At 68.7% G+C, this 18936-nt stretch carries 17 protein-coding genes and 1 pseudogene; 12 read left to right on the plus strand and 6 right to left on the minus strand.

All coding sequences use genetic code 11. From position 1 onward, the window contains the following. Positions 1–34 precede the first annotated feature (34 nt). Together wrbA and GQ56_RS0107615 are read right to left on the minus strand one after the other, a co-directional pair. Positions 35–637, minus strand: a complete 603-nt coding sequence (gene wrbA, locus GQ56_RS0107610) for an NAD(P)H:quinone oxidoreductase (protein ID WP_031398085.1) — start codon at positions 635–637, stop codon at positions 35–37. A 60-nt stretch (positions 638–697) separates the two neighbouring features. Next, complete coding sequence (locus tag GQ56_RS0107615; protein WP_031398086.1) at positions 698–1423, minus strand: pirin family protein; 726 nt, start codon at positions 1421–1423, stop codon at positions 698–700. Between the two features lie 128 nt (positions 1424–1551). Between GQ56_RS0107615 and GQ56_RS0107620 the strand changes: the two genes are divergently transcribed. The 7 genes and pseudogenes from GQ56_RS0107620 (at position 1552) to GQ56_RS0107645 (ending at position 8645) form a co-directional block, all read left to right on the plus strand. Next, positions 1552–2469, plus strand: a complete 918-nt coding sequence (locus tag GQ56_RS0107620; protein WP_031398087.1) for a LysR family transcriptional regulator — start codon at positions 1552–1554, stop codon at positions 2467–2469. A gap of 110 nt (positions 2470–2579) precedes the next feature. Beyond that, positions 2580–2821 (plus strand): annotated as a pseudogene (locus GQ56_RS46445) (DUF4172 domain-containing protein); the annotation flags it as partial. Between the two features lie 205 nt (positions 2822–3026). After that, on the plus strand, positions 3027–3224 hold the full coding sequence (locus tag GQ56_RS0107625; RefSeq protein WP_031398088.1) for a DUF3311 domain-containing protein: 198 nt from the start codon (positions 3027–3029) through the stop codon (positions 3222–3224). Positions 3225–3309: 85 nt separating this feature from the next. Beyond that, complete coding sequence (locus GQ56_RS0107630; protein WP_031398089.1) at positions 3310–4704, plus strand: sodium:solute symporter family protein; 1395 nt, start codon at positions 3310–3312, stop codon at positions 4702–4704. A gap of 36 nt (positions 4705–4740) precedes the next feature. Continuing rightward, the gene (locus GQ56_RS0107635) at positions 4741–6408 is read left to right on the plus strand and encodes an amidohydrolase (protein WP_031398090.1); all 1668 of its coding nucleotides are present in this window, start codon (positions 4741–4743) and stop codon (positions 6406–6408) included. Beyond that, on the plus strand, positions 6405–7463 hold the full coding sequence (locus GQ56_RS0107640) for a CobW family GTP-binding protein (protein ID WP_052007214.1): 1059 nt from the start codon (positions 6405–6407) through the stop codon (positions 7461–7463). Before GQ56_RS0107635 ends, GQ56_RS0107640 begins: the two co-directional genes overlap by 4 nt. Positions 7464–7610: 147 nt before the next feature. Continuing rightward, positions 7611–8645, plus strand: a complete 1035-nt coding sequence (locus GQ56_RS0107645) for a lysozyme inhibitor LprI family protein (RefSeq protein WP_031398092.1) — start codon at positions 7611–7613, stop codon at positions 8643–8645. Between the two features lie 22 nt (positions 8646–8667). Here the strand turns inward: GQ56_RS0107645 and GQ56_RS0107650 are convergent, their stop codons facing one another. After that, positions 8668–9765, minus strand: a complete 1098-nt coding sequence (locus tag GQ56_RS0107650) for a LacI family DNA-binding transcriptional regulator (RefSeq protein WP_031398093.1) — start codon at positions 9763–9765, stop codon at positions 8668–8670. Between the two features lie 238 nt (positions 9766–10003). Here GQ56_RS0107650 and rbsK point away from each other — a divergent pair, with 238 nt between their 5' ends. Genes rbsK through GQ56_RS0107665 form a run of 3 tightly spaced genes read left to right on the plus strand, consistent with a single transcriptional unit; the run spans position 10004 to position 13302 of the window. Next, positions 10004–10930, plus strand: coding sequence for a ribokinase (gene rbsK, locus GQ56_RS0107655; protein WP_031398094.1), 927 nt, complete (start codon positions 10004–10006; stop codon positions 10928–10930). Positions 10931–10990: 60 nt separating this feature from the next. Next, positions 10991–12310, plus strand: coding sequence for an MFS transporter (locus GQ56_RS0107660; protein WP_031398095.1), 1320 nt, complete (start codon positions 10991–10993; stop codon positions 12308–12310). Between the two features lie 44 nt (positions 12311–12354). Continuing rightward, on the plus strand, positions 12355–13302 hold the full coding sequence (locus GQ56_RS0107665) for a dihydrodipicolinate synthase family protein (RefSeq protein ID WP_031398096.1): 948 nt from the start codon (positions 12355–12357) through the stop codon (positions 13300–13302). A 98-nt stretch (positions 13303–13400) separates the two neighbouring features. Here GQ56_RS0107665 and GQ56_RS46450 read toward each other — a convergent pair whose 3' ends face one another. Further along, on the minus strand, positions 13401–13568 hold the full coding sequence (locus GQ56_RS46450) for a hypothetical protein (protein WP_235212656.1): 168 nt from the start codon (positions 13566–13568) through the stop codon (positions 13401–13403). 256 nt (positions 13569–13824) lie between these two features. Here GQ56_RS46450 and GQ56_RS0107670 point away from each other — a divergent pair, with 256 nt between their 5' ends. Beyond that, entirely contained in the window at positions 13825–14469 is a 645-nt protein-coding gene (locus tag GQ56_RS0107670; RefSeq protein ID WP_031398097.1) for a hypothetical protein, read from the plus strand. A gap of 191 nt (positions 14470–14660) precedes the next feature. Here GQ56_RS0107670 and fliD read toward each other — a convergent pair whose 3' ends face one another. Beyond that, positions 14661–16163, minus strand: coding sequence for a flagellar filament capping protein FliD (fliD, locus tag GQ56_RS0107675; RefSeq protein WP_031398098.1), 1503 nt, complete (start codon positions 16161–16163; stop codon positions 14661–14663). Between the two features lie 1052 nt (positions 16164–17215). Between fliD and GQ56_RS0107680 the strand changes: the two genes are divergently transcribed. After that, on the plus strand, positions 17216–17629 hold the full coding sequence (locus GQ56_RS0107680; RefSeq protein WP_031398099.1) for a DoxX family protein: 414 nt from the start codon (positions 17216–17218) through the stop codon (positions 17627–17629). 83 nt (positions 17630–17712) lie between these two features. Here GQ56_RS0107680 and GQ56_RS0107685 read toward each other — a convergent pair whose 3' ends face one another. Then, entirely contained in the window at positions 17713–18861 is a 1149-nt protein-coding gene (locus GQ56_RS0107685; RefSeq protein ID WP_235212657.1) for an ABC transporter substrate-binding protein, read from the minus strand. Positions 18862–18936 lie beyond the last annotated feature (75 nt).

An 18936-nucleotide genomic window follows, 5' to 3' on the forward strand; every position in this document is an offset into this window, starting at 1 on the left:
GACGTGACGTCACATGGCGGGGTAGTGCGGCGTGTTACGACGCGAGCTTGCTCGCGAGCGTCGCGACGTGCTTGCCCTGGTAACGCGCGATATCCAGTTCGTTCGCGCTCGGCTGGCGGCTGCCGTCCGCGCCCGCGAGCGTCGTCGCGCCGTACGGCGTGCCGCCGGTGATTTCGTTCATGTTGACGAGCCCGCTGCAGGCGTACGGCACGCCCACGATCACCATCCCGTGGTGCAGCAGCGTCGTGTGGAACGACGTGATCGTCGTTTCCTGGCCGCCGTGCTGCGTGCCGGTCGACGCGAACACGCTGCCGATCTTGCCGACGAGCGCGCCCTTCATCCACAGGCCGCCGGTCTGGTCGAGGAACGTGCGCATCTGGCCGGCCATGTTGCCGAAGCGGGTCGGCGTGCCGAAGATGATCGCATCGTAGTCGGCGAGTTCGTCCACCGTGGCGACCGGCGCAGCCTGGTCGACCTTCACGCCGATCGCCTTTGCCTGGTCGACGGGAATCGTTTCCGGCACGCGCTTGAGCGTGACCTCGACGCCGGGCACCGACCGTGCGCCTTCCGCGATGTGTTGCGCCATCGTTTCGACGTGCCCGTAGGACGAGTAGTAGAGAACGAGTACCTTGGCCATGTTGCGAATCTCCGATTAAAAGGGCCCCGCTTCAGCGGGGCCCGGTTTCCCGAACGGGCGTCATGCCCATTCGGCCGTGACTTCGACCGGGCGCAGGTCGAACACCAGCACTTCGGCGTCGTCGCCGTCGGCGAACGTCAGCGTTCGTTCGCCGCGGATGCGTGCGCCGTCGCCCTCGCCGAGCGTCTTGCCGTTGACCGTCAGGCTGCCGCGTGCAACGTGCACGTAGGCAAAGCGGTCCGGCGCCAGGTCCAGCGTGGCGCGTTCAGCGCCGTCGAACAGGCCCGCGTAAATCCGCGTGTCCTGCCGGATCTTCAGCGAACCGGCGTCGCCGTTCGGCGACACGACCAGCGTGAGCTTGCCGCGCTTGTCGCCGGCCGCGACATTCGTCTGCTGATAACGCGGCTCGGCGCCCTTCTCGGCCGGCCCGACCCAGATCTGCAGGAAGTGGACCGGTATTTCCGGCGAGTGGTTGAACTCGCTGTGGCGCACGCCGGTGCCCGCGCTCATCAGCTGCACGTCGCCCGGCACGATCACCGAACCGGTACCCATCGAGTCCTTGTGTTCCAGCGCGCCGTCGAGCACGTACGACAGGATCTCCATGTCGCGGTGCGGGTGCGTGCCGAAGCCGCGGGCCGGTGCGACGCGGTCGTCGTTGATCACGAGCAGGTCGGAGAAGCCGACCTGCTTCGGATCGTAGTAATTCGCGAACGAAAACGTATGACGGGAACTGAGCCAGCCATGCTCCGCACGGCCACGTTGGTTTGCTGCACGGATTTCGATCATGATTTCTGTCCTTGAAGTCGCCGGACCTCGGAAGTGGGCCCGGCCGTTCGTTGAGATGAATCTTAGGTCAATCGATTTGACAAATAAATCGCCGTAGAGATAATGACTGTCGCTATGGAGTGGACAATATGGAACTCAACGACTTGCGGATCTTCGTTGCGACCGTCGACGCGGGCAGCTTCACGGCGGCGGCCGATCAGCTGATGCTGTCCAAGCAGTTCGTCAGCCGGCGCACGATGGCGCTGGAGGCGTCGCTCGGCGTGCGGCTTCTGCACCGCAATACGCGCAATCTCGCGGTGACCGAATCGGGGCAGGAGTTTTATGTGCGGGCCCAGCGGATCCTCGCGGAGATCGCCGACGCCGAGCAGGCGATGTCGGTGCGCAGCACCGAGCTGCACGGGTCGCTGAAGATCAGCGCGCCGTTGTCGTTCGGGATCACCCATGTGTCGCCGCTGATCGCCGAATTCCTGGTCGCGCATCCGGCCGTGCGGCTGAACCTCGACCTGACCGACCGGCGCGTCGACCTGATCGGCGAGGGTTTCGATCTCGTGCTGCGGATCGGCTCGCTGGAGGATTCGACGCTGATCGCGCGCCCGCTGGGTGCGTGGCAGATGATCGCGTGCGCGAGCCCCGCGTACCTGAAGCGGCACGGCACGCCGGCGACGCCGGCCGATCTGGCCGGCCACACGTGCGTGCTGTACGGGCGCGAGCGGCGCGTCGGCTGGGAGTTCCGCGTCGATGGCGCCGCGCGCACGTTCGACGTGCAAGGGCCGCTCGTCGCGAACAACGGCGAAGTCGTGCGCGACGCGGCGATCGCGGGGCTCGGCATCGCGCTGCTGCCGCACTTCATCGTCGGCGCGGCGCTCGACAGCGGCGCGCTCGTGCCGGTGCTCGACGCGTATGCGCCGTCGCCGATCACCCTCAATGCGGTGTTTCCGCAGCATCGGGAAGGGTTCGTCACGCTGCGCACGTTCATCGGGTTTCTCGCCGAGCGGCTCGGGAACGCCGCGCCGGCGGCGAAGGGCAGGGCGGGTCGGGCGCGGTAGCGGGCGGGGGCGCGGTGAACAGGGCGTCATTCTCCGCAGGATGTGTGGAGAATGACGAGTCGTGCGGTGAATCGGCGGGGGGATCTCCGCATCGTGCGCGGAGATTGCCGCTCCATCGGTTCGACGACGGCAACGACCGCATTGCGCGCGCTCGGGGATCGGGGCCTGGCGCGTGCCGCCCGCAGTCCGCAGCGCTTCCCCAGCCTGTCGGCGCGAATCCGGCGCGAGCGCAATGCGAATTGCGAACGACGTGCCGGAGCGTACGCAGCGCGGCGCGCCTGACGTCACGGAATGGCCCGCGCGGTTCCCGACCGCGCCCGGCAGGGCTGTCGATCACGCGCACACGGCGCTCGCGCCATCGGGTCAAGGCGCGCCTCTTCGATCGTTTCCGCACCGACCGGGCGGCAGACCACTGGCCCAAGCGATTGCCCGCGTCTGGCACTATCCCGCGCCTTTTTGTCTTCGAATACTGGATTCGACGCCGGATGCCGTTCAGGCGATATCCGCCGCCCCCGCGTACCGCCCTTCCGCACGAACCGGCTTTCGAGGAGACACGCATGCTCAGGTACCTGATCGGCATCGGTATTCCGTATCTCGGCGTGATGGGCGTGCTGCCCTGGGTCGCCGCGCAGGATCGCTACGTGCTGGGCGTGCCGTTCGTCTTCATGTGGATCTTCGCGTGGTTCGTGCTGACTTCCGGCTGCCTGTTCGCATGCTGGATGCTGTTCGATCGCCGCGCGGGCGGCGCCGCATAGCGCGCGCATCCGCTGTCCCGCGGCGCGCCGGCCGCACGGGCTTTCCGGCGAACCCCACGCTTTCCGTCCTTTGGCCGAGGTGCGCATGTCAACGATCGTCTTCGTCGCGCTGATCGCGCTGTCGCTCTATCTCGCCGTCCGGTCCGGCCGCGGCCGCGGCAAGCAGAGCGTGCACGACTTCTTCGTCGCGTCGCGCCAGTTCGGCACGGCGCTCGTGTTCTTCCTGACCGCGGGCGAGATCTACAGCATCGGCACGATGGTCGGCTTTCCCGGCGGCATCTACGCGAAAGGGCCGACCTACGGCGTCTGGTTTCTCGGCTACATCCTGCTCGCCTACCCGATCGGCTATTTCGTCGGCCCGAAGATCTGGGAGGCCGGCAAGCGGCACAACGCGATCACGCTGCCCGACCTGTTCAAGGGCCACTACCGCAGCCGCGGGCTCGAGCTTGCCGTGGCGTGCGCGTCGATCCTGTTCCTGATCCCGTGGGGGCAACTGCAGTTCACCGGGCTCGTCGCGGCGCTCAAGGGGCTCGGCTGGCAGGTCGAGCCGCTGTACCTGATCCTCGTGTGCGCGGCGCTGGCGTTCACCTATATCGCGATCTCCGGCGTGCGCGCGTCGGCGTATATCGCCATCCTGAAGGACATCCTGATGGTGCTCGCGATCGTCGTGACCGGCGTGGCCGTCGCGTGGCAGGCGGGCGGCGTGCACCCGGTGTTCGACGCCGCGAGCCGCCAGGTCAGCAACACGATGAGCGGCGCGCAACTGCGCTTCTCGATGAGCACGATGCTGTTCCAGTCGCTCGGCTTCTACCTGATGCCGTTCGCCGCGCAGAATTTCTTCACCGCGCGCGGGCCCGACGCGATCCGGCGTACGCAGGTGGCGATGCCGCTCTACATGCTGATGTATCCGTTCCTCGTGATCGCGTCGTACTACGCGATCACCGCGCACCTCACGCTCGCGTCGCCGAACGACGCGTTCTTCGCCGCCGTCATGCATCTGCTGCCCGGCTGGCTGATCGGCCTCGTCGCGGCGGGCGCCGCGCTGTCGGGGCTGCTCGTGCTGGCCGGCATCTGCCTCGCGATCGGACCCATCGTCACGCGCAACCTGATGCCGAACCTGCCCGAGTCGCGCCAGAAGCGCGCGGCGAAATACGTGATCGTCGGCTACCTGCTGCTGTCGATCGCGACCACGCTGCTCACGCCGAACCTGATGCTCACGCTGATCAACACCACGTACTACGGCGTCACGCAGTTCCTGCCGGGCGTGCTGATCCTGCTCGCGGGACGCCGGGTGTGGCCCGTCGCGGTGGGCGCCGGGATGATCTGCGGCCAGGCGCTCGCGATGGTCTTCTACGTGTTCCATGTGGGCTTCGGCGGCGTCAACCTCGGCCTCGTGTGCCTGGTCGTCAACGTGCTCGTCGTCGCGGCCGTGCATGCCATGCTGCACGGTCGTCCCGTGAAGCAATACGCCGTATCCTGACGCATCGGCGATCCGCCGCAAGGAGAGCAGCTTCCCATGCCAGCATCCGCTTCCCCGGGCGCCCCCGTGACGGTTTTCACGGCGCGCCGCATCCTGACGATGAATCCCGCGCAGCCGTCGGCCACGCACGTGGCCGTGCGCGACGGCCGCATCCTCGCGGTCGGCGAGGCCGCCGACGCGGCCGCGTGGCCCGCGCGGTTCGGCGCCTGCACGACCGATACGACGCTGCGCGACAAGGTGCTGATGCCGGGGCTCGTCGAAGGGCACTGCCACCTGATGGAAGGCGCGATGTGGGACGCCGTGTACGTCGGCTACTACGACCGGCGCGGCCCCGACGGCACGCTGTGGCCGGGCCTGCGCTCGCTCGATGCGGTGCTCGAGCGGCTCGCCGGCGCCGAGCGCGCGATGACCGACGACGGGCCGCTGCTCGCATGGGGCTTCGATCCGATCTTCTTCGGTACGGCGCGGCTGAGCGTGCGCGAGCTCGACCGCGTGTCGGCGCGCCGGCCGATCGCGATCCTGCATGCGAGCGTGCACCTGATGAACGTGAACGGCGCGATGCTCGCGCGGGCGGGCATCGACGAGGACACCGACGTCGACGGCGTGTCACGCGATGCCGACGGCCGCCCGACCGGCGAGCTGCAGGAGTTCGCGGCGATGTTGCCGGTCTATCAGGCGATCGGCGGCAAGCTGGCGATTTCGGCCAGCGAGAAGCCGCATGCGATCCGGAACTTCGGGCGCGTCGCGCAGCTCGCGGGCGTGACGACGGCTACCGATCTCGTCAACGACCTGTCGGCCGACGGCAACCGGACGCTGCACGAAGTGACCGCCGATCCGGATTACCCGGTGCGGATCGTGCCGGCGTTCGCGCCGCAGCGTAACCCGGCGCGCTCGGCCGACAGCGTGCTCGCGGAGATCGGGCGCAATACCGACAAGCTGCATTTCGGGCCCGTGAAGTTCATCGTCGACGGCTCGATCCAGGGTTTTACCGCGCGCGTGCGCTGGCCCGGCTACGCGGGCGGGCAGCCGAACGGGCTGTGGCTGATCCCGCCCGCGCAGCTCGTCGACGTGTTCGAGCCGTTCCATCGCGCGGGGTTGCAACTGCACGTGCATACCAACGGCGACGAAGCGACCGACGTCGTGCTCGACGCGATGACGACGCTGCTCGCGCGCCATCCGCGCCCCGATCATCGCCATACGCTGCAGCATTGCCAGATGGCGGACGCCGCACAGCTCGCACGCATTCGCGCGCTCGGGATGTGCGTGAACTTCTTCGCGAATCACCTGTACTACTGGGGCGATGCGCACTACAGCCAGACCATCGGCCCCGATCGCGCGAACCGGATGGACGCGGCCGGCTCCGCGCGGCGGCTCGGCATTCCGTTCGCGCTGCATTCGGATGCGCCGATCACGCCGCTGAACCCGCTGTTTACCGCGTGGTGCGCGGTGCAGCGCGAGACGGCGTCCGGGCGCGTGCTCGGCGAGGGCGAGCGGCTCGGCGTGGACGACGCGCTGCACGCGATCACGCTGGGCGCGGCGTACACGTTGCGGATGGATCATCTCGTCGGCAGCATCGAGGTCGGCAAGTTCGCGGATTTCGCGGTGCTCGAGGACGATCCGTCGCGGTGCGCGCCGGCACGCCTGAAGGAACTGGCCGTGTGGGGCACCGTGCTCGGCGGGCGCGTGTTCCGGTCGCCGCGATGAGCGCGACCGCCGGCATCGTCGAGCCCGCCGCGGCCGCGCGCGCGCCGATCGACCTCGCGGTGGTCGGCGGCTATCTCGGCGCGGGCAAGACGACCGTCGTCAACGCGATCCTGCAGGCGCCGCATGGCCGGCGCATCGCGGTGCTGGTCAACGATTTCGGCGCGGTGAACATCGACGCACGCCTCGTGCGCGCGCGCGGCGACGACGTGATCGAACTCGACAACGGCTGCATCTGCTGCACGATCGGCGGCGCGCTCGTCGATGCGCTGACGCGAGTCGCGACGCGCGAAATCAGGCCCGAGCTGCTGCTCGTCGAAGCGAGCGGCGTGGCCGACCCGGCGAAGATCGCGCAGATCGGATTGCTGAACGGCGCGTTCCGGCTGACGTCGGTGCTCGTCGTCGCCGATGCGCTCGCGTGGCGCGACACGCTCGCCGATCCGCTCGTCGGCGCAATGGCGCAGCGCCAGCTCGACGGCGCGGGCGCGATCGTCGTGACCAAGCTCGACCTGCTGGCGCCGGCGCGGCGCGATGCGGCGCTCGACGCGGTGCGCGCGGGTGCGCCGACCGATATCGTGGTCGCGGCGCGGCATGGCGAGATCCCGCTGGCGCTGTTGTTCGACGCGGCCGTGCCGGAGGGCCGCCGCGTGCCGGCCATCGCGCGTCCGCACCGGCCGATCGGGCACGATGCGATGCCGGCCTTCGCGAGCGTGACCGTCGCCGCGCCGGACGTGCTCGACAAGGTGCGGTTGCGCGCATGGCTGAAGGCGCTGCCGCGCACGATCCTGCGTGCGAAGGGCATCGTGCGCGTGGCCGATGCGCACGGCACGCCGGCCACGCGCGTGTGCCAGGTCGCCGCGCGGCGCATCCGCTTCTCGTCGCCGGAGGACGAAGGGCCGGGCGCGCACGACGGCGGCGGCGTCATGGTGTTCATCGGGATCCTCGATGCGGCGACGGAGGCCGCGCTGCGCGACGGCATCGCGCAATGCCGCGCGACCGACGCCACGGCCGCGCCGGCATCCACCGATCGATTGATCGGCGTCGCGCATTCGGGTTAGGCTTCGGCGAGCCCCGGCATGGGCCCCGTGCCGGGCCGGGCGTTGCCCCGTGGAATGCGGCCGCAGGCTGCGTTGACGGGCGCGCCACTCAGCGACGATCCAGACATGACTCTTCCGAACCGATCGAATCCCGGCGAGCAAGTCGCGATGCCTGCATGCGATGTGCGCCGCCCGCCACGGCGATCCGTCGCGGCATCCGCGCTGCTGATGCTGACGTTGTTGCCGCTCGCCGCGCATGCGGCCGGCTTCGACTGCGCGAAGGCGGTTTCGCCGGCGGAGAAGGCGATCTGCGCGGATGCCGGGCTGTCGAAGCTCGACGGCGAACTGGCGGCGGCGTGGCGGCAGGCGCTCGCGAAAGGCGGCGACACGGCCGCGTCGAAGGCCGCGCAACTGAAGTGGCTCAAGCAGCGCGACCGCTGCGGCGACGACGCGCTGTGCCTGGACGACCGCTACCGCGAACGGCTCGCGAGCCTGAACGGCACGCCGCTGGCCGCCGACCGCTGGCAGCAGACGTGGTACCGCGACAGCGGCAATCCGTCGTTCGGCGGCGTGCTGACGTTGACCGGTACGGCGCCGCATCTTCATTTCGAACTGAGCGCCAACAACGGCGCGAATGTCGGCGAGCTGGGCGGCGATATCGAACTGCACGGCAACCGCGGCACGTTCCGGCACGATCGATGCCGGCTCGATTTCAGCCGCACGGGCGCCCGCGTGCAGGTCGTGCAGCAGGGCGACGACGCCGATTGCGGCGCGGGCGCGGGCGTCGTCTACCTGGGCGACTACGTGACGGCGTCGCAGGCGCAGGCGAAGCCGCCCGCGGATCTCGTGAGCCTGGACGTGCTCGCCGACGCGCAGCAGAATGCGGCCGCGCACCGGCTGCTGGGCGCCGATTACCAGGCGCTCGTCGATACGGTCAATTACGGCGCCGACGAGAAGGATCTCGACGGGCTCGGCGCACGCGTGACGTCGTACTGGGTGCGCGGCATCGCGACCACGAATGCGGCGATCGTGATGCGCCGCGGCACCGGGCTGTGGATCGGGCTGCTCGTGTTCGATGCGCAGAGCAACGTACGGATGCGCTATTACTCGAACGTGCCCGCGTGGAAGCGGACCGTGCCGAAGACGATCCGTGCGTGGCACGACACGCTCGACAAGACGCTGCCGGTCGACCTGATGCCGTGAGCGGGCGGGGCGCCGCGCGCCGTCATTTCCTGGCGACCGCGCGTGTCTTCGGCAGCGGCCGCGCGGGCGCTGCGGCCGATGCCCGCGTCCGCAATTCGGGCAGGACGGCATGGCCGGCCCCAGTGGCGCCGTGCTCGAGCGCATCGAGCAGCGCGTGCGCGGCCTGGCGCCCGATCGCGTCGGTGTCGACCCACATCGTCGTCAGCGGCGGCTGGATCTCGCGCGCGAGCGCGATGTCGTCGAACCCGGTGACCGACAGTTGCGCGGGCACGTCGATGCCGAGCGCCTGCGCCTCGAGCAACACGCCGAGCGCGAGCGTGTCGTTGCCGCAGATCACGGCCGTCGGCCGCGTCGCCGCGTCGCTGCCGGCGATCGCGCGCAGGCTGGCCCGCCCGAAGGCGATGGTGGCCGGGCCCTCGTGCTGATGCACGGGGCGCACCGCGAGCCCGCGCGCGGCAAGCGTGTCGTGGATGCCGCGCAGGCGGGCCTGCACGCGGTCGTTGTCGGCCGACGGCTGCATGACGATCGCGAAATCGCGGTGGCCGAGGTCCAGCAGATGGGTGGTGAGCTGCGCGAACGCCGCGCGGTTGTCGAAGCCGACGCAGCAGTGCGGGCTGTCGTCGCGATACGCGTAGGTGACGACATACGGCACGCGATGCAGCGCGAGCAGTTCGAACAGTTCCGGCGGATACGCCTCGCCGACCAGCGACACGGCTTCCACGCCGCGCGACAGCATCGCGCGCACCTGCGCCAGCGCCTGCGCGGGATCGTAGTTCGAGCAGCCGAGGAACAGCGTGACGCCGTGCCCGGCCATGACCGCCTGCATGCCCGCGACCTGCGACGCGAACACCTGGTCGTCGAGCGTCGGGATGATCGCGCCCGTGATGTGGGTGCGGGTGGATGCGAGCGCGCGGCCGGCCGCATTCGGAATCCAGTTCAGTGCGCGCGCCGCGTCGCGCACGCGCTGCTGCACGTCGGCCGACACCTTGCCGGGATCGTTGTAGACGCGCGAGACGGTCGCGGTCGACACGCCGGCGAGCCTGGCGACGTCGCCGAGCACCGAGCGGCCGCTGCCGCGGCGCGTCCGGGTCGCGCCGCCGCGGGACGGAGGCGTGCTCATCGGCCGTCTCCCGGCGGGGCGGCGGCGCCGCCGCGCGTGATCAATTGCGTCATTGTTTACCCTCGATTCGTGGTGGCGACACTTGCATTCCCGTTCGCCCTTGTGAGAATGTAAGCGCTATCTTGACGTCGTTCCGCATGATGCCTGACATCCATTCTATCCATATCGTGAAATTTTCAGCGTTGAAGGCCGGTTCGGCCATTTTGTCCGTCGTTGATGTAAGCGGTTACATTCGATCATGACGCACTTTCATCCACCGCGAATCGCTGTCGTCGGCAGCGTGAACATCGACCTCGTCACACGCGCGCCGCGCCTGCCGGTGCCGGGCGAGACGTTGCTCGGCACGGATTTCCAGACCGTTCACGGCGGCAAGGGGGCGAACCAGGCGGTCGCGGCCGCGCGCCTGGGTGCGTCGGTCGCGATGATCGGCTGCGTCGGCGACGACGCGTTCGGCGCGCGCCTGCACGACGCGCTGGCGGCCGAGCGCATCGACGTGACGCACCTGCATCGCGTCGCCGGCACGGCGACCGGGGTCGCCGCGATCACGGTCGACGGCGGCGGGGCGAACAGCATCGTCGTCGTGCCCGGCGCGAACGCGTGCGTCGATACCGGCCGGATCGATGCGGCCCGCGAAGCGATCGCCGGCGCCGCGCTGCTCGTATGCCAGCTCGAGGTGCCGGTCGCCGCCGTGGCGCACGCCGTCGCCCGTGCGTGCGCACACCGCACGCCGGTGCTGCTGAATCCCGCGCCCGCGCAGCCGCTGCACGATGCGTTGCTGGCACGGGTCGACTACCTCGTCGTCAACGAAACCGAAGCCGAATCGCTGACCGGCATCGCCGTCGGCGACGACGCGTCGGCCGTGCGCGCGGCCGATGCGCTGTGCGGGCGGGGCGTCGGCAACGTGCTGGTCACGCTTGGCGCGCGCGGCGTCTGCTGGCGCGGCAGCGCGGGCAACGGCCGGCTGCATGCGATGGCGGTGGTCGCCGTCGATACGACCGCGGCCGGCGACACGTTCGTCGGCGGGTTCGCGGCGGCGCGCGCGGGCGGCGCGTCGATGGACGACGCGATCGGCTTCGGCCAGCGCGCGGCCGCGATCAGCGTGACGCGCCACGGCGCGCAGACCTCGATCCCGACGCGCGGGGACGTGGCGCGCCTGAATGCCTGAATTCCGCACGAGACGGACTGGCCGGAACCGGCCGACACCAGTGACATGGAGACATACGCAATGAACGACAACGCAACCGTTCCGCACGCACCGCCGCGCATCCGGCGCGGGCAACGCATCGCGCTCGCGCTGCTGATGGCGAGCGGCATCGTCAACTATCTCGATCGCGGCACGCTGGCCGTGGCAAGCGCGGCGATCCGGGGCGATCTCGGCCTGTCGCTCGCGCAGACGGGGCTGCTGCTGTCGGCGTTTTCGTGGAGCTATGCACTGTGCCAGTTCCCGGTCGGCGGGCTGGTCGACCGGGTCGGCCCGCGCCGGCTGCTCGGGGCCGGGCTGATCGTGTGGTCGTTCGCGCAGGCGGCGGGCGGCATCGTGTCGACGTTCGGCTGGTTCATCGTCGCGCGCATCGTGCTCGGCATCGGCGAGGCGCCGCAGTTCCCGTCGGCCGCGCGCGTGGTGAGCAACTGGTTTCCGCTGCGCGCACGCGGCACGCCGACCGGCATCTTCAATGCCGCATCGCCGCTCGGCACCGCGCTCGCGCCGTTGCTGCTGTCGATCCTCGTCGCGTCGTTCGACTGGCGCTGGGCGTTCATCGTCACCGGCGCGGCCGGGCTCGTCGTCGCGCTCGTCTGGTTTGCGCTGTATCGCGACCCGGTGCGCGCGCAACTGACCGCGGCCGAGCGCAGCTATCTCGACGCCGACGCACCCGCTGCGGTCGCGGCGCCGAAGCTGACCTTCGGCGAATGGCGCAGCCTGTTCTCGCACGGGTCGACCTGGGGGATGCTGATCGGCTATTTCGGCTCGGTGTACCTGAACTGGGTGTACCTGACCTGGCTGCCGGGCTACCTGACGATGGAGCGGCACATGAGCCTGATCCGCACCGGCTTTGCCGCGTCGGTGCCGTTCCTGTGCGGGTTCGTCGGCTCGCTGGTGGCGGGCTGGCTGTCGGATCTGGTCACGCGCCGCAGCCGTTCGCCGGTCGTGAGCCGGCGCAATGCGGTGGTGGTCGCGATGCTCGGCATGGTTGCGTTCACGATCCCGGCCGCGCTCGTGCAGAGCAACACGGTTGCGCTCGCATGCATTTCGGTCGTGATCTTTCTTGCCAACGCGGCATCGGCCTGCTCGTGGGCGCTCGCGACGGCGGCCGCGCCGCCGAGCCGTGTCGCGTCGCTCGGCGCGATCCAGAATTTCGGCGGCTTCATCGGCGGCGCGCTCGCGCCGATCCTGACGGGCCTCATTGCGCAGACGTGGTCGTTCGTGCCGGCGCTGCTGACGGCCGCGGCGATCGCGTTCGCGGGCGCGATGGCCTACCTGCTGCTGGTGCGCAAGCCGATTCCCGAGCAGGCCGCGAACGGCGCGCCCGGGCCGTTGCCGGCCTGAGCGCCTGGCCCGCCCCCCGCATTCACTGAAGGAAGGAGAAACAGATGCAACACCCGCAGCAATCGGACGTAACCATCGAGGGGATCGTCCCGGTCATGCTGACGCCGTTCGACGACGCCGGCGCGATCGACTACGCAGGGCTCGAACGCCTCGTCGAATGGTATCTGGCGCACGGCGCGGACGCGCTGTTCGCGGTCGCGCAATCGAGCGAGATGCAGTTCCTGAGCCTGGCCGAGCGCGCGGCGCTCGCGCGTTTCGTGGTCGAGCGGGTGGCCGGACGCGTGCCCGTCGTTGCGTCCGGGCACGTCAGCGACGATCTCGATGCGCAGGTCGCGGAGCTGTGCGCGGCGGCCGAATCCGGCGCGCAGGCCGTCGTGCTCGTGACCAATCGCCTCGATCCGCAGCGGCGGGGCAGTGCGGCGTTGCTCGACCATCTGCACCGGCTGCTCGCGCGCCTGCCGTCGGATCTGCCGCTCGGGCTGTACGAGTGCCCGGCGCCGTACCGGCGGCTCCTGTCAGACGACGAACTGCGTGCGTGCATCGACACGGGCCGGTTCGTGATGCTCAAGGACGTGAGCTGCGACCTGGAAACGGTGAAGCGGCGGGTCGCGCTGGCCGACGGCTCGCCGCTGAAGATCCTGAACGCGAACGCCGCGATTGCGTGGGATGCGATGAAGGCGGGTTCCGCCGGCTTCAACGGCGTATTCACGAACTTCCATCCGGATCTTTACCGGTGGTTGCGCACGCACGCACATACGAATCCGGCGCTGGCCGAGGAACTCTCGACGTTCCTGGTCGTTTCGGCGGTGTCGGAGGCGCTCGGGTACCCGGCGCTCGCGAAGCTCTATCACCAGCGGATCGGCACCTTCGCATCGATCCGTTGCCGCGCGATCGACTACGACGTGCGCGAGCGCTTCTGGGCGCTCGATGCGGTGCTCGACAAGATCGTGGCCGGCACCGAGCATTTCCGCCGGCGCATTGCCGCACGGTAAGTCACGCTCGCCGCGTGCCGCGGGGATCTCGCGGCGCGCGGCGGCCGGCTGCCTGTTTCAACCGCGCTGTCGGGTCCGCCTGACAGCCTGACGGGCGGTCAGTCGGGAGGCCGGGAGGTCGGTTCCGACACATCCGGCACATCCGGCACATCCGGCACATCCGGCACATCCGGCACATCCGGCACATCCGGCACATCCGGCACATCCGGCACATCCGGCACATCCGGCACATCCGGCACATCCGGCACACCCGGCACACCCGGCACACCCGGCGCTCCGCCGACACGCGGCGCCTTCTCTCGACGCTCCCCATCCCCGCCTGCCGCTCGCGATCCGTGCGTGCAGGGCCGTCGCGCGATGCCCTTCCGATTCGCCGCTGCCGGCCATTCTGCGCGTGTGTACGCAGCACGACAAAAGCACACAAATCTGATCAATCCCCCCCGTCGTTTCTTGTAACGATTCGTAATATTATGCCGCCCAGCGTTTTTTACCGACGAACCGTTGACTCCGCATCCGCTTCCCATGCAACAAGTGACGACGACAAGCCCGCAGCCGATCCTGGCGACGCCGGTTGATGCCATGCTGCACGCCGTGATCGACGAGGCCGTTCACCGGAGCGTGTCGGACGCGACGACGCGCAGCGGCTACATGCGGTGCGCCGACTACGCGATCGTCGGCGCGCAGGTGCTGACGCTGCTGACCGGCAAGCCTTACCGGCCGTACGCGGGGGGCGAAGTGCTGGATTTCGGCGAGGGCAACCTGTACGCGCTGTGCACGACGCGCGAGCGGCGTCGCACGGCGCGCCATCTGTCGCACCTGGCGCGATACCACTGCTGGATCGAGGCGCGTCACGAGGTTGGCGGCCTCACGCGCAAGGAGATCGTGGATTTTACGCTGCGTCACGACGAGACCGTCGCGAGCAATCTGGGGGTGCCGTTCGCCCGCGCGTACCGGGCGTACTTCTGGGGCTGGGACGACGAGCACGCGGTGCCGGCCGAATTGCACGACCATCCGGCCTTCGCGAAGCAGGGCCCCGTGTGGCGCTGGGCCGAGCGCGAATGCACGTCGCTGCTGCGCGCCTACGAGCGCGAGCGGCCAAGCTATTTCGGGCGTCAGGTGTCGCGTGCGATCGATTTGTTCGCCGATCGTGTGGAAGGGCTCGGCTGACGGGACGGCACGCCCGAAGGCGGGCGAACCGCAGGCGGAGAGCCTGCCGCGCTGGCGCGAACGGGGGCTGCGAACCCGGCGGGCGCCTGCGTGCCGCCGGGCATGACCGGCGGCGCCGGACGGGATGCCGCGCGCGGCGGCCGATTCGCCGAGCGGGGCCGCCGATGCGTGGATCGCGCGGCCCGTTCGTGTTACTTGTTCGCCAGCGTGCCGCTGCTGTTGGCGCCGCCGAACAGACGCGTCAGGTACTGCGTGTTCGAGTTCATCTTGGCCATCAGCGTATTGAGCGCCGTGAATTGCGCCTGGTACTGCTTGGTCAGCTGCGACGAGTAGTCGGCCAGATCCGCCTGCTGCTGCGTGACGCGCTTCAGGTCGGCGTTCAGCGCCTTCGTGCGCACATCGATCATCCCGTCCTTCTTCGTGAACGGCGCGATCTGCTCGGCCATGCGCGTGCCGATCCCGTTCGTCGTGTTGAACAGGCGCGCGACCCCCGACTGGTTGGTGGCCAGCGCGTTGTCGAGCTTCGCGGTGTCGATCTTCAGCGTGCCGTCCTTCTCGAGCGAGATGCCGATCGACATCAGGTTCGTGTGACCGTTGCCGCCGTCGTTGGCGACGCCGACCGAGACGGTCGATGCGAGCGCGTTGCGGATCGTGTTCAGCGTCGAATCGCCGATCAGCGCGCCCTGCGAGCTGGCCCCTTCGGTGTAGCTCGTCAGCGTGCTCATCGTCTTCACGACGGTGTTGTACAGGTTCACGAAATTCGTGATGGTCGACGCCTGCGCCTTCGCATCGGTGCTGACCGTCAGCGTCTGCGTATCGGTGGCGCTGACCGCGGCCGCCGACAGGTTCAGCGTGACGCCGTTCAGCACGCCCGACACCGCGTTGCTCGCGCTGGTCGATGCGATGCCGTTGAGCGTGAACTTCGCGTCCTGGGCGGCGGTGCTCTGCCGCCATGCGGCCGCGCTGTTGGCCGATTCGATCGTCGACGCGCCGCCGGACGTGTCGGCCTTGGACGTGACGCCGAGGCTCGACAGCCCGTTGTCGCCGGACAGGTTGCCCACCGCGACGTTGATCGCGTTCGCCGAGCCCGTCTTCGTCGAGGCGAGCACGAGGTGGGCGCCGTCGGTGCCGTTGATGACCGTCGCGCTGATCCCGGCGTTGTCCGACGCGTTGTTGATCGCGGCCGCGATGCCCGACAGCGTGTTGTTGTTGCTGCCGATCTCGACCTTGAAGGACTGGTTGCCGAGCGACAGCGTCAGCGTGCCGGTGCCGAGCGCCTTGCTCCCGTCGAAGCCCGACGAAGCCAGGGCCTGCGAGGTCGCGATCTGCGTGACGCCGACCGTGTAGGTGCCGGCGACCGCGCCCACGCCGGCCGTGGCGGTCAGGCCCTTGCCGCTTGCGGTCGCGTTGAACGTCGACTGCAGGCCGCCGTTCTTCAGCGACGTGAGGCTCGCCTCGAGCGCGCCCAGCGCCGACGACAGTGCGCCGAACGCGGAAATCTGCGTCGAGCTGGTGGCCTGCGACGACGCAAGCGCCGCGACCCGGCCGGCCGTCTTCGCGTTCACCAGCGTCTTGACGAGCGTGCCGACGTCCATCGACGAATTGCCGGTCGAGCCGTTGATGATCGATTGCGCCGCCTGTTGCATCAGGCTGTTTGCGGTCGCGCTGGTGTTCACAGCCGAATTCGTTGCCATGGGTGATCTCCGGTTGAAATGCGATCCCGTGGCGCGCGGCCGTCGAGGCGATCCGGGCGGCCTCGCGGCGATTCGCCTGCGTGCCGCCTCCGCTGCGACTTGTTCCGGGTACACGGGAATGTCGGGAAAACGTAAGAACGTGCGCTATCGTATAATCAATCCGGTATTAATTGGTAATTTTTTGTAATGGCTATTATGAAAAATGTAGCCGGAAGCGCAGTGAATCAACACACGCTAAAGATTTGCGATTTTTTGCCGTAAACACGCTGCCCCCTTTGAATCCATTCAGGGATCGCCGCCGCTATCGGAGATTTTCCAGGGGCGGAAATGGGGGGAAATCTCCCGCCCGTACTGCTCGATAGCGTTCGGGACCGCGACGGCCGGTGAATGCGCGCAGCGCGCACCGGCAGGCTGGCATTGCGCCGGAACCCTTGTGCGCCTGGCGATATCCGCGCGTCCGACATCATGTGCCTGCCCGTCGAGCGTTTTCGTTTTCCAATACCTGTTTTCGGGCCAGAATCCGGGCCGGGTGTCTTCACCTGAAGTCAATTACGCCGCGCATTGCAATACCGGTCGAATTGCGGAAATGAAGCGGGTCTTGCGCGACTCGCATATCGAACCGGTTGTGCAATGGCGGCCGCGATGCAATGTCTCGGCCGATTTGCGTCAATTGGCGATCGTAAATCCGATTCAATCGGATTACGCGAAAGAATCGGCGCGTTTCATTTTCTTGAAACACGGAATCGGGGAATTTGCAGGGTCCGCCGGCCGTTGCCTGCCGGACTCGCCGCCTCCAATTGTCCACTTTGGCGAGACAGCCAATCATGTTTTGACGGATTGATGATTTCTGGTGGGACAGTAGACTGCACCCGTGCTTCGCCAGAACCGATCCGGAGCGCGCAGGGGAAGGCGCGAACGGATGGATTCTTCGGCGGCGGGCCATGTGGCCTGCTGTCCGATTGCGCGACGCGTGATTCGCTGCCGACCTGGCGCGCCGATGCGGCGCGCATCGGCCGCGAATGCACCAAACCGTCAATTCAAGGGTGATTGCGATGCGTTACATTTCGCTGGAATCGAAGAAGGACGAGCTGCTGCTGGCCGCTCGCGTGCTGATGATGATCCTGTTCGTGCTGTTCGGCTGGCAGAAGCTGAACGGCTTCTCGGGCACGGTCGCGTACATGGCGTCGACGGGGAACCCGGCGCCCGAGCTGGCCGCCGTGATCGCGGTGGCGGTCGAGCTGGCCGGCGGCCTGCTGATCGCGGTCGGCTTCTACACGCGCCCGCTCGCCGTGGTGTTCGCCGCCTATACGCTCGCGACCGCGCTGATCGGCCATCGCTACTGGGCGCTGCAAGGGATGGAGCAGTACATGGCGATGATCAACTTCTACAAGAACGTGAGCATCATCGGCGGGCTGCTGTTGCTCGCGCTGACGGGGCCGGGACGGTATTCGCTCGACCGCAAGTAACGCCGGCGACGTTTCCGTCCGGCCTCGGGGGCCCGGCGCATGAAAGTGCGCCGGGCCTTTTTCGTATCGGCGGGCATGGCGCACTACGCCACGCCCAGGCCGACCCAGTAGCCGGGTTGATAGGGCACCGGCAGAAACCGCTCGTGCAGCTCGCGAAACGTGGCGTCGGGGTCGAGATCCGCGAACCGTTCCGGATGCAGCCAGCGGGCCAGGCATTGCAGCGCGACGAAGTCGTACGGGTTGTCGTAGAACGCATGCCAGATCGCGTACACGCGCCCGGCGGCGACCGCGCGCAAGGTGCGGTAACCGGGGCGTGTCATGAGCCGCCGGAGACGGTTGCGGCTCTCGGCGAGGTTCGCGCCCGGCCCGAGCTTGACCCAGTCTCCCGCGGGCGAATAGCGCGACCAGTTGGCCCCGGTGACGATCACGACGTCCGGCCCGGACGCGACGACCTGTTCCGGATGCAGCGCGCCGAAGCGCCGTTGCAGGAACCGGTCGCCGAGGTTTTCGCCGCCGGCGGCGTCGACGAGTGCGCCGAAGTTGCCGTGGCCGTAGCTGAGGCAGCAATCGCCGTACAGGCCCGCCGCTCGCTCGAGCATGACGAGCGGCCGGGATGCGATCGTTCGAACCGGCTCCGTCACCCGCCGTATCTGCGTGTCGCGAAACGCGAGGAATTCGCGTGCGCGCGCCTCGCATCCCAGCAGTTCGCCGACGATTTCGACGCTGCGCGCCGTGCTGGCCGACAGCGGCGTGCGGAAATCCAGGTAGATGACGGGAATCCCTGCGCGCGCCAGGTGCGTTTCCAGCCCCGACGATGCGGCGGCCGCGCGCGAGCTCAGGTTCAGCAGCACCGCATCGGGCGCGAGTGCGATCGCCTGCTCCGCACTCAGCGTCTCCGGCGTGCCGCCGGGAAATGCAGGAATGCTGCCTATTTCCGGAAAGCGCCGCAGATACGCACGGTAGCCGTCGAGATCGGCGTTGCGGAAGTTTTCGCCCCAGCCGACGACATCCTGGAACGGCGCGTTCGGACGCAGCAACGGCAACACGTACGCCAGTGCGCCGTCGCCCAGCAGCAGGCGGCGCACCGGGCGCCGCATGGCGATGGTGCGCACGGCGATGTCCTCGATGACGGTACGTCCGGCGGCGGCGCGTACCGCGGGAACGGACATCAGCAGCGCCGACGCAAGCAGGCCGTGCAGCAGCGTGCGGCGCGGCGGGGAAGGGTGAGTCAAGTTCTCGTCTCCCGACAATGGGCCGGCGCGCGATGCCACGGTCGTCCGGCAGCCTCCGGTGGACGCGCATCGCAT

Origin of the sequence: Burkholderia paludis (assembly GCF_000732615.1) — a bacterium.
In the GTDB taxonomy this organism is placed as follows: domain Bacteria; phylum Pseudomonadota; class Gammaproteobacteria; order Burkholderiales; family Burkholderiaceae; genus Burkholderia; species Burkholderia paludis.